Raw genomic sequence first — 14315 nt, 5'->3', positions numbered from 1 at the left:
TTTTATACGTGCATAAGTTCCTCTTTAGAAACTTTTCCAAAATATGTTTCAGCTTCTCTTAATTTAGATGTACCAAATATTGGTTGCGTCTCTTGGTTTAACACACGGTAAATATCACTTACTTTGTTACTTTGTAAAATATAACCATTTCTGCTATCAACAGTATTCCAATAAATATCACTTGTAGTAGAATGATTTGGATATGCACAATGACCTCTAGATATTGTTTGAACCATTTCTAAAGGATCACAACCAAAAGCACTATTTAGTACGTCTGAATCTCTAAATAACGCACAAATTGATACGCAAGTTGTCCAGTTTGGTAAAACACGTTCTTTTTCAATTTGAACTAATGTCTTTTTTGAAAGTCCGATTGTTTGGGCCATTGTATCTTGAGTATAGCCCGCCTCAATACGTACCATTTTGAATTTTGTTTGAATTAAATCTGTAAAACTCTGTCTATCCATTACTTTAATCTACCTTTCATAAAAGAATAATTTTATCCGGACACAAGAAATTGCAATAATACACGCTTCTTGAAACACAAATTACATCTTAATACATTATGAAACAAAATAAAAGAGAGAAATTTAATTTTCATTATATTTTACAAATGTTTGTGACATATGTGTCCTATAATCAAAATTTTGAGAAATGTGCAATAATTCCAAAATATCTATAGTCCTCTTTAACATTTCAATTTTATAATATAATATCTCTTTACTTTTTACTCATTTTAACTAAAATAACTATCTATATATTATAGCGCATTATACAATACTTATCATGCAAAAATTTAAATTCGCCTGTTTTTCATATCTGAGTGATATAATTTTACAGTTAGTATATTTTTACTTATAATTTGAATTACTTTGTAAATTAGGAGTGAAAGCAATGAATGACAAATTTATTTTATTAGCAACATGTAAAGATAAAGTTGGTATCACTTCATTAATAGCAAACTTAATTGCTAAATATGATGCTAATATATTACATCTCGATCATTTTACTGAATACAACAATAATGATGACGAGGGAAAATTATATTTAAGATTTGAATTTGATAAAGTACCAGAATTAAAACCAGTATTAGAAGAAGAATTACATAAACACGATATTTCATTCGAGCTATTTGATAGTTCAGAGAATACAAGAATCGCATTGTTTGTCTCCAAAGAAGATCATGCTTTTAATGAAGTATTATTAAGAATTGAACGTGGAGAAATTCCAGCAGAGGTTGTATGTATTGTAAGTAACCATGAAAATAATCGTCGTTTTGCTGAAAACCTTAATATTCCATTTTATTACGTACCAAACAATGAAGAAAAATCAGTTGTCGAAGGTAAAATACTTAAAATTGTTGCAGAACATAATACAGATTTAATTGTATTAGCAAAATATATGCAAATTCTTACAGACAATTTTGTAAGTCATCACAAACATAAAATCATTAATATACATCATTCATTTTTACCTTCATTTATTGGTGCTAACCCATATAAACAAGCTTGGGAACGTGGCGTTAAATTTGTAGGTGCAACAAGCCATTATGTTACTTCTGATTTAGACGAAGGCCCAATTATAGAACAAGATGTTACTCGAGTTAATCACCGCTACAGCGTTCAAGATTTAAGAAAAATTGGTCGTCACGTAGAATCAACTGTACTAGCACAAGCAGTTGAATATCATGTACTTCACAAAGTAATCATTACAAATAATAACAAAACAGTAGTCTTTTCATAAAGTGAGATAAAAAAGCCTAACAGCAATTGTTAGGCTTTTATTTTTCAGTATATTCAATTAACTATGTGCATGTTGGACTTGCGCATGTTCAATTTTTTTATCTTCATTTTTTGAAATAATTAAAGCACAAGCGGCATCTCCAGTAATATTTACCGAAGTTCTAGTCATATCTAATAATCTATCAATACCAAGTATGATACCGATAGCAGCTGGATTTAAATCAACAGCATTTAAGACCATTGCTAACATAATTAATCCTACGCCTGGCACCCCTGCTGTACCTATGGAAGCAACTACTGCGACAACTACAACTGTAATTAATTGTAGTACTGATAACTGTGCACCAGAGATTTGTGCAATAAAAATTGTAGCAACCCCTTGCATGATTGCCGTACCATCCATGTTTATTGTGGCACCTAATGGTTGAACAAAACTAGCGATTTCTGGTCTTACACCCATTTTTTTAGTACAGTTCATTGATACAGGTAATGCTGCATTTGAACTTGATGAACTAAAGCCAAGTGTAATTGCAGGTAGAAATCCTTTAAAGAATGCTAAAGGACTATGTTTGCCTAATACTCTAACTGCAGCACCATAAACTACGAAGAAGTGAATTAATAGTGCAGCTAAAACGATAACGAAATATAATCCCAACTGTTTAATGGCACCAAATCCAGCACCTGTAAATGCGTGTGCAACTAAGCCGAATGTCCCAATTGGTGCAAATAAATTCATAATCATAGTAATAACGTACATGAGTACCTCATTAAATTGTTCAAAAAACCTATGAACGACTTGTGCTTTGGACCCTACCATTATAATACCTATACCGATAAAGATTGCGAAAGTGATGATTTGTAGCATATTACCTTCCGACATAGCTTGTAATGGATTTTTAGGGAATAAATTAATCAATGTCTGATCAAAAGTTTGTTTAGCAGCGGAATCTTGACTTTCATTTTGCTTATTTAAAGTTTGCTGATACTTGGTTACATCTTCACTATTTAGTAAATCCGAATGTCCAGCACCTGGTTTAAATATTAAAGCCAATGCGATTCCTATACATATAGCTATAGCAGTAGTTGATAAAAAGAATGCGAGTGTTTTAGCTCCTATGCCACCGAGTAACTTTGGATCCCCTACGCCTACAACCCCTAATACAATAGATACAAATACAACAGGTACTACCAACATAAATATTAGATTCAAGAATATTTGCCCAACTACGTTAAATACATACTTATCAATACTAGTTACAAAATTAGACTGTGCATAAATATTACAAATTGAACCCACGGTAATTCCTAAAACAAGAGCAATAACAATTTTAATACTAAGATTCTTTGTTTTCATTTTCATCCCTCCTTGTTATTACTGTTTATTATATAGTAATTTTACATTTTGGGAAGTATAAATATACAAAGAACAAAAAAACCATGCATTAAAATATCAATACATGGCTACGTTTTTTTATATTAATTTATTTTCCATCGCGTAAATTGCAGCTTTCGTACGATCAGTAACTTGCAATTTATTAAATATATGACTGACATGTGTTTTAACAGTTTTTTCAGAAACAAATAACGTTGCTGCTATTTCTTTATTCGTTTTGCCTTTGACCATTTCGGTCAACACTTCAATTTCCCTCTTTGATAATTTATTCGTCATATGAGGTTTTTTATTAACACTTTCTATTACATTTTGAGCTTGAGGATGAATAATTTTTTCGCCATTCAATACTCTATTAATTGAATCTATAAGTTGCTCAGGCTCAACATCTTTCATTTCGTATCCGTCGGCGCCTTTATCGATAGCAGAAATGACGTGTTCATCGTCAATATAACTTGTTAATACTAATATTTTAATTTGAGGGTATGTCGTTTTTAACTTCTCGGTAATTTCTATACCATTCATATTAGGCATTACTAAATCCAGCAGTACAATATCTGGTAATTCATTTTCTGCTATGTAATTTAAAAATGATTCTCCATCTGAAAATCCTTCAATAACTTCTAAATTTTCAACTGTAGATAGTAAAAATTCTAAACCTTGTCTTACTATATGGTGATCATCTACTAGTATTATTCGATGCATATTACTCTTCCTTTCAATCAATCTTAAATTGGAATGGTTAATGTTATTCTTGTGCCTTGTCCATTGCTAGATTGAATATTAATTTTACCATTAATCATTTTTATACGTTGTCTCATATTATTCAATCCATGTGATACTTGATGTGACTTATGTTGAATATTAAATCCTGTACCATAATCTGCGATTTCAATATATAAATATTTATCATGTTGATTTAATGTCAGCTCTATTTCCTTTGTGTTTGCATGCTTTTTCACATTATTAATTGCTTCCTGTAAAATACGATACACATTTTCTTCTATTAAACTTGGTACGTTAATTAAGCCTTCTACTTGGACATTTAAATTTAATTGCATCATTTCACAATAACTTTTTAAGGCATTAACTAAGCCTTGTTCTAATCCAATCGGCTTTAATTGCCAAATTAATGCACGCATTTCATTTACAGCTTGCTGACTTGTTTCTTCAATCGTGTTAAATGCATTTTTTGACATTTCTTCTTTGGACATTGCCTTAGCTGCATGTGCTGTGAGTTTTACTGAAAATAACATTTGATTTACTGAATCATGTAAATCACGTGCCAACCTATTACGTTCATTTATTCGTGCCGCTTCTTTTTCTTGGTCGGTCAACCAAATACGTTTAATAGCAGAACCTATTTGAAATGCCACCGATTCTAATAGTTCTAAATCTTCTTCACTATAACTTGTTGTATATGGTGTCGCAACATTTAACAGTCCAAACTGCTCTTGTCCTGATCTTAATGGTACTGTCGCATGATGTGTAATACCATCTGTTTCTTCGTAATGTGCCTTTGTGGCTAAATTAATACGGGAACAGTTAATTATATTAGAAGCCTTTGTTAATTTTTCGTTATTATATGCTTGTACACACCAACATGTACCTTCTTGCATATACTGACAATTATTTTTAGTCAACGCACCTGGTAGATTGGTATCAGAAACAAGTTCATGATTGCCCTCATGATCAATAAAAAATATCCAGCCTGTACTAAAATCACTACCATTAATTAAAAATTTAAGTGCGCCTTGCATCATATCATATGTTTCTGTCTCTTCATTTAAAAACTCTGCTATTTCTTTCAGCAAAGCCAAACGCGTTGGTTTTTCCATTTTACCGCCCCAGTCTTGAACACTTTTCAATTAATTAACATTATACAATGTTAAATTTATTATTGAAAATAGTCCGTTAACTTTCTTATATATTTCTTAAAGTTAATTTTTTAAACGATATGAATATGGTATGATAATAAAGAATATTGAGGAGGAAGTTATGAAATTTACAATCCCACAAAGCTATGATAGCAAAACATTAAGAGAGATATTTCAAGCATTAACATTACCTAAAAAAGATTTACATTTATTAAATATGTCGAAGGAAATAACAATAAATGGTGAAATAAGCAAATTTACAACTAAGGTATATGCTGGTGATGAGGTCTATATCCCTACACCTGAAGAAAAAAGTAATTATTTACCAAGTTATAGATATGCACAAATTTATTATGAAGACGATGATATTGCAGTTGTTATGAAACCTAAAGGCGTGAAAACTCACCCGAATGATTTAAAAGAGAGTAACACACTAATGAATCATGTCATTTATACAATCGATAGTGATTACGTCGAGCCAATACATCGACTTGACCAAGAAACTGTAGGTTTACTTATCGTAACTAAAAATCCAATAATGAAAAAAATATTAGATAAAATGCTAGAAGAAAATAAAATAGAACGTATATATAAAGCACACGTTCATAGTTTGTTACCTATTAAACCTCAAACGATAGATATGCCAATTGGAAAAGATAAGTTCCATCCAAATCGTAGAAGAATTTCAACGACTGGCCAACGCGCGATTACGCACATTATTGATTCCAAAATGATAGATGAAAATGTTTGTGAATTAGATTTAAAATTAGATACTGGACGTACTCATCAAATTCGTGTACATTTAGCAGAAATTGGACATCCTGTTATAGGTGATCCACTATATGGAAACTCTACGTTACGTCAATTAAAATTAAACAGTCATCAAATTGAATTTACACATCCACTTACACAAGAGCTTATTTCTGTATCATTAGACGACAAATAAGATTTATAAAAAAACGTTACCGCAATGAATGCGGTAACGTTTTTAATTTAATAAATGATTATTTAGGATCTACCATGTCTTCTGGTTTAATCCACTCTTCAAATTGTTCTTCAGTTAAGTGACCTGATTGAATTGCAGATTCTTTTAGTGTTAATCCTTCTTTATGTGCTTTTTTGGCAATTTGTGCAGCTTTTTCATATCCAATATGTGGATTTAAAGCCGTTACTAACATTAATGATTGATTTAAGTAATTATCAATGTTTTCATTGATAGGTTCGATACCTACAGCACAATTATCATTAAATGTTTGCATACCATCTGCTAATAAATAAATAGATTGTAATGTATTATGCATAATCACTGGTTTATAAACGTTTAATTCGAAGTTACCTTGTGAACTTGCGATACCTACTGCTGCATCATTACCCATAACTTGAACGCCAACCATTGTTAACATTTCACATTGCGTTGGATTCACTTTACCAGGCATAATTGATGAACCTGGTTCATTTTCAGGGATAGAGATTTCAGCTAAGCCAGCACGTGGACCAGATGCCAACCATCTTACGTCATTTGCAATCTTAGTTAAATCAGCCGCTAATGCTTTTAAAGTACCATGTAATTGCACAACTTCATCGTGAGACGTTAAAGCATGGAATTTGTTTTCTGATGATACGAAAGGATATCCAGTATTTTCAGAAATAAATTTCGCTACTTTATTACCAAATTCAGGATGTGCATTGATTCCAGTACCTACAGCAGTACCACCAATAGCTAAGTTTAAAATATGTGCTTTAGATTCATGTAATAACGTTTCACATTTATCTAACATATATCTCCAACCACTAATTTCTTGGCCTAATCTAATTGGTGTCGCATCTTGTAAGTGTGTACGTCCAATTTTAATAATTTCTTGGAATTGTTGTTCTTTATCTTTAAATGTATCTCTTAAAGATTTTAGTGCTGGTTCTAATTTAGTTTCAATTTCAGTATAAAGCGCAACATGCATTGCAGTTGGGAATGTATCGTTTGAACTTTGTGATTTGTTTACATCATCATTAGGATGAATATCTGCTGTTTCGTTTTGCTCTTCTAAGTATTGATTGGCAACAAAACTTACAACTTCATTTACGTTCATGTTACTTTGAGTACCACTACCTGTTTGCCATACAACTAATGGAAAATGTTCGTCTAACTCTTTATTTAAAATTCGATCACAAGCATGCACAATTGCATCTTTTCTAACATCGGATAATTTACCTAATTCATGGTTAGCTAGAGCTGCGCCTCTTTTTAATTGAGCGAAGCCATAAACAACTTCGATAGGCATACGTTCTTTGCCGACAGGGAAATTTCTTTTACTACGTTCAGTTTGAGCTCCCCAATATTTATCGGCTGGTACTTCTATTTCTCCAAATGTATCATGTTCAATTCTTACAGACATAATGTGTCTCTCCCCCTGTGATTATCTTTGTTCAACTTTAGTATATCATTAATTAAATTAGTCGGGCAATCACATAATATAGCGTTTTCATGATAAGAGTCAAATTATTGTATTGAAATAAAAAACTAGAACAAATAAGACAAAATGAAATTTTGAAAAATTGTTCTAGTTCAGTACTTCTATTTAGTTGTTGTCAGTCATTGTAGTATTAGCATAGAAGTTTTTAGCAGCTTGAATAACGCCAATAGCTGTTAATATTAACAATATAGCCCCTATTATCATCGTTAAAGGACTTATTGTTATTAATGCACCTAAAATTCCATCTAAATTACTATAAAAATTGTTTAATGGTTTCATCAATAAAACTGATATTACAATACAACAAATAACACTTATAATAACACCTGTTTGGTTTGATTTAATAAATGTTTTAGGATTTACATTATCTACTAATCCTTTTGATAAATTAATTTGCATTTTTATTACTTTGAATAAAATAGGTAAATATATCGCTCCAATTGCCATTGGGAAACCTTTGATTGAAATTAAATTAATAACGACAGCTGCGATCATTATGTATTTCCAATTTTTTGCTATCATTCTTATTTTCTCCTTAACCAATTTAATGTCTTTATCATAACACATGCATAACAAAATGATGACTGCTTTTGTGAATAGAAAAACACTATTGATACGTAATCAATAGTGTTAATCATATTTAGTCTAAATCGGAGCGTGTTTCTGAATCATGCGTTTTGTTAAGTTTATCTTCATCGTTTTCTTCCGAAATTTGTTCCATTTCCTTGCCTAATTCGACTAAATCAGAGTAATCATCAACCATTTCATTTTCAATGTTTTCATCATTTTCATGTTGTTGATGTTTATTTTCATGAGTCATTATAATTCACCTCTCATAACTAACTCATTGTATTAAATTACGCAAATTTGGCAGTAAAATAATGACGAACGTCTTCAGGTAAACCTTCAGCAGCAGCTTCATCTAAAATAACATTAACCATTCTATGCGCTTTTAAATCTGCTGGTTCATAACTTGTTTTACCGTTTTCTTCGTATAATTTATGCACCGCTTCTTTTTTATCGCTACCTGTAACAACTAAAAATACTTCACGTGCATTTAATAATCCTTGGCGAATACTAACATCTAAATTACCTGAACTATCAATTGAACCTACTTGTAAAATTAATTTACCTTTATTCTCTTTAGTTTTGATTTTATCACCGATAAATGACTCTGTATCTTCACTAAATGATATATTGTAAATTTGACCTTCTGGTACACCTAATGCTTCATAATATGATTTATTGTCATCATAATCTAAAATATTAATTTGACTGAAATCTACAGCGTGTGTATCAACATTTTTCTTTAGTTCATCTAAAACAGGCGCATTATCTTTTGCAAGATGTACCCCAGCAATAGTTGTCGGATTGTTATTGAATTGTTTTCTTAAAATATCAGCTACATATTCTGCTACGATATTTTCATTTTCTAAAACTTTAAAGTTCATTGCCATAGTGTTTGCACTCCTTGTTATCTATTAAATATAGACGTTTACATTGCTTTACTACTACCCTAGTTTGTAAGCTAATAAACGCATTGTTTATACCATTATTAACATCATTGTATAATTTATCATTCTAGATAATTTAATTATACAAGTCTTTATCTGTCATTTCACTATTTTAACTATATCAATTACGTTAAGTTTGGAAAATCTTGTTGTCTTAAAGCTTCATATATTAAAATCGATGCCGTATTAGATAGATTTAATGATCTAATGTTAGTATTCATTGGCATTCTTAAAGCAGTATCTTGATACTTTTCTTTAACCCAATCAGGTAAACCAGTCGTTTCACGTCCGAAAATAAAGTAATGTTCTTCATCTCTATTAGAAAAATCAAAATTGGAATAAGTCTTTTTCCCAAATTTTGTTAATAGATAATAATTACCTTCAGTTGCTTCAAAAAATTCCTCAATACTTTCATGATAAGTGATATTAACACTATCCCAATAATCAAGACCAGCTCGTTTTAACATTTTATCATCTGTACTAAAGCCTAATGGTTTTATTAAATGTAAATGTGTATATGTGCCAGCACAAGTTCTAGCGATACTGCCTGTATTACCTGGTATTTCAGGTTGAAATAATACGATGTGATTCGTCATAAGGTTAACTCTCCTATTCTAATCCTTTAATCATTTCTTGTTGTACTTCTTCAATTTCAGAAGCATAATGTTTATTTATAAATTCAGTTGCTTCATCCCCCAATATTTGACCAATTGCCCAATATGCAGTACCTCTAATCATAGGTCTAGGGTCGTTTAATGCAACGTCTTTCAACTCGGGAATTGCTGTAGTTTCTTTAAAATGGGCTAAAGCTAAAATTGCATTTCTTTGAATTGGCTTTTTACCTCTCCAAGCTCCAGCTAAATGACCATAAGTATTTTTAAATTCCTTATTACTCATTTTTAGTAATGGCACTAATCTTGGTTTCAGGATTTCAGGTTCTAATACGATATCGTCATGTTGCGTATTAATTCCTTTATTTTTAGGACAAACTTGTTGGCATGTATCACAACCATATAATCTGTTACCAATTTTATAACGATATTCGTCTTTCATATATCCTTTAGTTTGGGTTAAGAAACTAATACATTTTTGGCTATTTAATTGACCATCACCTACTAAAGCACCTGTAGGACATCTATCTACACATATAGTACAATCACCACAACTGTCCATAAGTGGATCATCAGGTTCAAATGGAATACTAACTAGCATTTCACCTAAGTATGTCCATGTACCTAAATCGGGATTAATAACAAAACCATTTCTTCCAGCAAAACCAAGGCCAGCCCTTTCGGCTACAGCGCGATCAGATAGAACGCCAGTATCTACCATTGATTGTACTTCAACGTCAGGCACTTTAGTTTTTAAATACTCAGCTAATTTATCTAGTCTATTTCTCATTATCGTATGATAATCTTGTCCCCATGACGCGCGAGCAAACATGCCTCTTCTATCACCTTTTACGCTTTTAGGAGCACCTTTTAATTTATTAGGATATCCTACTGCGATAGCTATAATAGACCTAGCTGTTGGCAATGAAAGTTTAGGTTCGGTGCGCAATGAAATATCCGATTCTTCAAAACCAGAAGCATAACCTTTTTCATGATAATCTATAAGTTTTTGTTTCAATTCATCAAATGGATCTGCAGTTGTAAAACCTATACTATCTATACCAATCGAATGTGCGTATGTAATAACATCTTGTTTTAATTGCTTAATATCCATTTACTCACTCCATTTAAAAAACATACATATAATAGTGTAACACATCGCAAATGTATATAGAATAATTGAATATCATGATAAAAACATAAAAATAAAACAGCAATATCTCATTATTAACATAACAAGATATTACTGCTTTTTTTAAACTTACTTATAATACTCTAGCTAAGAATGACTTAGTTCTTTCATGTTGTCTATTATCGAATACTTCAGTTGGAGTACCTGATTCAACTACTACGCCATCTGCCATAAAGACAACTTTATCACTAACATCTCTTGCAAATGACATTTCATGAGTAACGACAACCATTGTCATACCTTCTTTAGCTAAATCTTTCATTACAGCTAAAACATCTCCTACCACTTCTGGGTCTAGAGCCGATGTAGGTTCATCAAATAACAATACTTTTGGATTCATAGCTAAGGCACGTGCGATAGCCACCCTTTGCTTTTGCCCACCAGACAATTGCGCAGGATATGCATCGGCTTTATCACCTAATCCTACTTTTTCTAATAGTTTCAAGCCTTCGCTACGTAAATCGTTAGCATTACCTTTTTTTAGTAATGTTGGTGCTAACAATACATTGTCGATGACCTTTTTATGTGGAAAAAGATTAAAGTTTTGGAACACCATACCCATTTGTTGACGCAACTGTTCCAGTTGAGTATTTTTGTCCATTAAATTATTACCTTCAAATATTACATCTCCACTAGTCGGAGTTTCTAATAAATTCATGCATCTTAATAAAGTACTTTTACCACTACCTGAAGGTCCAATAATTGCTACTACTTCACCACGTTCAACTGTTAAGTCTATCCCTTTTAACACTTCGTTTTGGCCAAAGTTTTTAGTTAAATTTTTAATATCAATCACTGACTTTTAATCTCCCTTCGAAGAAATACATAACACGAGATAACGTGAATGTAAGTACAAAGTATAATATTGCTGCTACTAGTAATGGCGTGAACGGATCGAATGATGCACCTTGAACAACTTGTGCATTAAACATAATTTCACTTACACCAATAACTGAAATGATAGATGATTCTTTAATAACCGTTACAAACTCATTACCTAGAGCTGGTAAAATATTTTTAATTGCTTGAGGTAAAATTACCGATTTCATCGTTTGGCCATAAGATAGACCTAAACTACGCGCCGCTTCCATTTGACCTTTATCAACTGCATTAATACCAGCTCTAATAATTTCTGCTATGTAAGCTGAACAATTAATCACGAGTGCAATCATACCGCAAATCAATGCTGAAATATCGAGCCCTAAAACTGCTGTCGATCCAAAGTAAACTAAAAATACTTGTACGAGTAATGGCGTCCCTCTTAAAAATTCTATATACGCAGATGCTAACCATCTTAGAGGTTTAAATTTACTTAATTTAAACAATGCGATAATTGCGCCAAATAATGCACCTAAAACTACACCTACAATAGATACAAGAATTGTATTGCCTATACCTTTTAAGAAGAAGCTACCATATTTAGTGAAGAAGTTGCCGTCATCTTTTTTCATAGCTTCTGCTGCTTTATCTTTATATTTATCAACTAAATTTTTATCTTTTACTTCTTTAATTGTTGAGTTTAATTGTTTCATCAATGTTGGTGAATGTTTTGGAACTGCAATTGCAGTCTGTTTCTCACCCTCTTTAAACTTAACTCCATTTGCAAATTTTAAATCCGGGTTTTGTTTTAAGTAAGCTTCAGCAACCGGTCCTTCTATAACCATGCCGTCAACTTTACCACTTTTTAATGACATGATGACTTCAGGCACTCTTGTTAAAGATTGTACTTGAGCATTGTTAATTTCTTCATTGGCTATCGTTTCTTGTTGTGTTTGCTTTTGTACACCGATTCTTTTATTTGTAAAGTCATCAAGCGTTTTTAATTTATCCTCATTCGCTTTTTTAATAATCATTTTTTGTGTAACAGTCATATACGGATTCGAAAAGTCAACTTCCTTTTCACGCTCAGGAGTCGGGGTCATACCAGATATAATCAAATCAATTTTTCCAGTTTTAATAGCTCCCAATAGACTATCAAATTGCATATTTACAATTTTTAATTTTAAATTATTGTCTTTAGCTATTTTTTTAGCCAATTCAATATCAATCCCTGCATACTTCGTCTTCCCATTAACATTATGTTCAAATTCATAAGGGGCATAATCTGCAGATAAACCTACTCTTAATTCTCCTCTTTTTTTAATTTTTTCCCACTGCTTATCTTCTGCAGCATGTGTTGTTGGCTTAATATAAAGGCTTATAGAACTTAAAATAATAATAGTTGCCAACATAATTTTCCCAAATACTTTCATAAACAATGACCCCTTTCTCAATTATTTTATTATTATACATAATTCCGTAAATATATTCAATATGATTTTGCGTAACTTTTAAAAGAAATCATAAAAATATATAAAAAACTAGGAAAGTTCACGCGTTGAAGCTATAACCTTCCTAGTTCTAATATTATTGTTCTGGTATTTCAAATTTATACAATTCATCACTGTATTTATTTATAAATTTTTTGCATAATTCATGAACGAAGAAACCTGCAACAAACGGAATAATGAAGTACCCAAATACGAGCAGTATAATGTTTGTAGTAGGGTCCCCAGACATTCTATTGAAAGCATTGATAGGTCCTACAAGACCAGTATACCCAAATCCAGCAGACATAGGCGTTCCTTGTATATTTATAAAATATGCAACTAATCCACATATAATACCATTAATTGCTAAAGGTACTGCTATGATAAGATTTTTCAAATATACTGGTATCATCATTTTAGCTGCTCCAATAATTAATACTAAATTCACTCCAGTAGAATTGACTCTTATAGATCCAAATAAGAAAGTTACACAAGATGCGACGATACCCATATTAGCAGCACCACTACCTAATCCACTTAAACCAATTGCAGTAGCAATAGCTACAAGAGAAATTGGCGTCACCATTAATAAGGCATATGCCACACATATTAACACTGACATTAACATTGGGTTGAATTCTGTAAACGAATTAATAATATGCCCTATACCTTTAGTCACTTTGGATACGTATGGTAAAGTATATAATCCTATTATGCCACTAACTACAGGAATTAATACTGGTAAAATAATCATTTCCAATGAGCCTAATTTATTCTGTAAAATTAAAAATAAAAAGCTCGCAATCATCACAACAATAATGATATTGATAATATCGCCAATACCATTTAATGAGATGCCATTTCCTGATAATTTTACCGCACCACTACCAATCATTGCAGCAACACCAACCATCGTTGCACCTGCACCACTAAATTTGAATTGATGCGCAGTTAAGACACCAATAATAAATGCCATAAACGATTGTATAACTACGACTATTTCATAAGTAGTTTGTAATAAATCATTGCCTTCTTTAAAAAATTTTAATAATTCACCTAATAAGGCATTTGGAATTAAAGCTATAACAACACCTGCACCTACTGCATTTAAAATATTCATAAAAAATTGCTGTGGGGCAACTTTAGTTTTACTCATAAGACTATCTCCTCTTTATGTATCTTAGAACTAATAATATTATATAACTTATTAAA

15 protein-coding genes are annotated in these 14315 nt (G+C 31.5%); 2 read left to right on the top strand and 13 right to left on the bottom strand.

All coding sequences use genetic code 11. The annotated features are described in order from the left end of the window. Positions 1-2 precede the first annotated feature (2 nt). Positions 3-467 (bottom strand): XRE family transcriptional regulator XdrA, encoded by a 465-nt coding sequence (gene xdrA / locus C7J89_RS06720; protein WP_103295441.1) that lies wholly within the window; start codon positions 465-467, stop codon positions 3-5. Between the two features lie 427 nt (positions 468-894). On the opposite strand from xdrA, the gene purU reads away from it, so the two are divergent. Next, positions 895-1743, top strand: a complete 849-nt coding sequence (gene purU, locus C7J89_RS06715) for a formyltetrahydrofolate deformylase (protein WP_103296007.1) — start codon at positions 895-897, stop codon at positions 1741-1743. A gap of 57 nt (positions 1744-1800) precedes the next feature. On the opposite strand, the gene C7J89_RS06710 is transcribed toward purU, so the two are convergent. The 3 genes from C7J89_RS06710 to C7J89_RS06700 all read right to left on the bottom strand — a co-directional run bounded on the left by C7J89_RS06710 (position 1801) and on the right by C7J89_RS06700 (position 4970). Further along, positions 1801-3096, bottom strand: coding sequence for a dicarboxylate/amino acid:cation symporter (locus C7J89_RS06710; RefSeq protein WP_103296008.1), 1296 nt, complete (start codon positions 3094-3096; stop codon positions 1801-1803). A gap of 117 nt (positions 3097-3213) precedes the next feature. Next, positions 3214-3837, bottom strand: coding sequence for a response regulator (locus tag C7J89_RS06705; protein WP_061854323.1), 624 nt, complete (start codon positions 3835-3837; stop codon positions 3214-3216). A 23-nt stretch (positions 3838-3860) separates the two neighbouring features. Beyond that, the gene (locus tag C7J89_RS06700; protein WP_061854322.1) at positions 3861-4970 is read right to left on the bottom strand and encodes a GAF domain-containing sensor histidine kinase; all 1110 of its coding nucleotides are present in this window, start codon (positions 4968-4970) and stop codon (positions 3861-3863) included. Between the two features lie 160 nt (positions 4971-5130). Between C7J89_RS06700 and C7J89_RS06695 the strand changes: the two genes are divergently transcribed. Then, positions 5131-5955, top strand: coding sequence for an RluA family pseudouridine synthase (locus C7J89_RS06695; protein WP_103296009.1), 825 nt, complete (start codon positions 5131-5133; stop codon positions 5953-5955). Between the two features lie 58 nt (positions 5956-6013). Here the strand turns inward: C7J89_RS06695 and fumC are convergent, their stop codons facing one another. The 9 genes from fumC to C7J89_RS06650 all read right to left on the bottom strand — a co-directional run bounded on the left by fumC (position 6014) and on the right by C7J89_RS06650 (position 14259). Next, on the bottom strand, positions 6014-7399 hold the full coding sequence (fumC, locus tag C7J89_RS06690; protein WP_061854320.1) for a class II fumarate hydratase: 1386 nt from the start codon (positions 7397-7399) through the stop codon (positions 6014-6016). A 183-nt stretch (positions 7400-7582) separates the two neighbouring features. Further along, complete coding sequence (locus tag C7J89_RS06685) at positions 7583-7999, bottom strand: hypothetical protein (RefSeq protein ID WP_061854319.1); 417 nt, start codon at positions 7997-7999, stop codon at positions 7583-7585. Positions 8000-8117: 118 nt separating this feature from the next. After that, the gene (locus C7J89_RS06680; RefSeq protein WP_061854318.1) at positions 8118-8297 is read right to left on the bottom strand and encodes an SAS053 family DNA gyrase inhibitor; all 180 of its coding nucleotides are present in this window, start codon (positions 8295-8297) and stop codon (positions 8118-8120) included. A gap of 37 nt (positions 8298-8334) precedes the next feature. Beyond that, on the bottom strand, positions 8335-8934 hold the full coding sequence (locus C7J89_RS06675) for a 6-phosphogluconolactonase (RefSeq protein WP_048792910.1): 600 nt from the start codon (positions 8932-8934) through the stop codon (positions 8335-8337). Between the two features lie 182 nt (positions 8935-9116). Next, positions 9117-9587: a tRNA (uridine(34)/cytosine(34)/5-carboxymethylaminomethyluridine(34)-2'-O)-methyltransferase TrmL gene (trmL, locus tag C7J89_RS06670; protein ID WP_061854316.1), complete on the bottom strand. Its 471-nt coding sequence runs from the start codon at positions 9585-9587 to the stop codon at positions 9117-9119. A gap of 13 nt (positions 9588-9600) precedes the next feature. Then, on the bottom strand, positions 9601-10716 hold the full coding sequence (queG, locus tag C7J89_RS06665) for a tRNA epoxyqueuosine(34) reductase QueG (RefSeq protein ID WP_103296010.1): 1116 nt from the start codon (positions 10714-10716) through the stop codon (positions 9601-9603). A gap of 151 nt (positions 10717-10867) precedes the next feature. Further along, positions 10868-11590 (bottom strand): amino acid ABC transporter ATP-binding protein, encoded by a 723-nt coding sequence (locus tag C7J89_RS06660; protein ID WP_061854314.1) that lies wholly within the window; start codon positions 11588-11590, stop codon positions 10868-10870. Next, positions 11583-13046 carry an ABC transporter substrate-binding protein/permease gene (locus C7J89_RS06655; RefSeq protein ID WP_103296011.1) on the bottom strand — a complete coding sequence of 488 codons (1464 nt, stop codon included), beginning with the start codon at positions 13044-13046 and terminating at the stop codon, positions 11583-11585. The genes C7J89_RS06660 and C7J89_RS06655 overlap by 8 nt, the downstream gene beginning before the upstream one ends. 154 nt (positions 13047-13200) lie before the next feature. Further along, positions 13201-14259: a PTS sugar transporter subunit IIC gene (locus C7J89_RS06650; RefSeq protein ID WP_061854312.1), complete on the bottom strand. Its 1059-nt coding sequence runs from the start codon at positions 14257-14259 to the stop codon at positions 13201-13203. Between the last annotated feature and the right edge of the window lie 56 nt (positions 14260-14315).

Source organism: Staphylococcus kloosii, from assembly GCF_003019255.1.
GTDB classification, from domain to species: Bacteria; Bacillota; Bacilli; order Staphylococcales; family Staphylococcaceae; genus Staphylococcus; species Staphylococcus kloosii.
The sequence above is the reverse complement of the archived record's forward strand: the minus strand, read 5'-3'. Positions and strand labels throughout refer to the sequence as shown.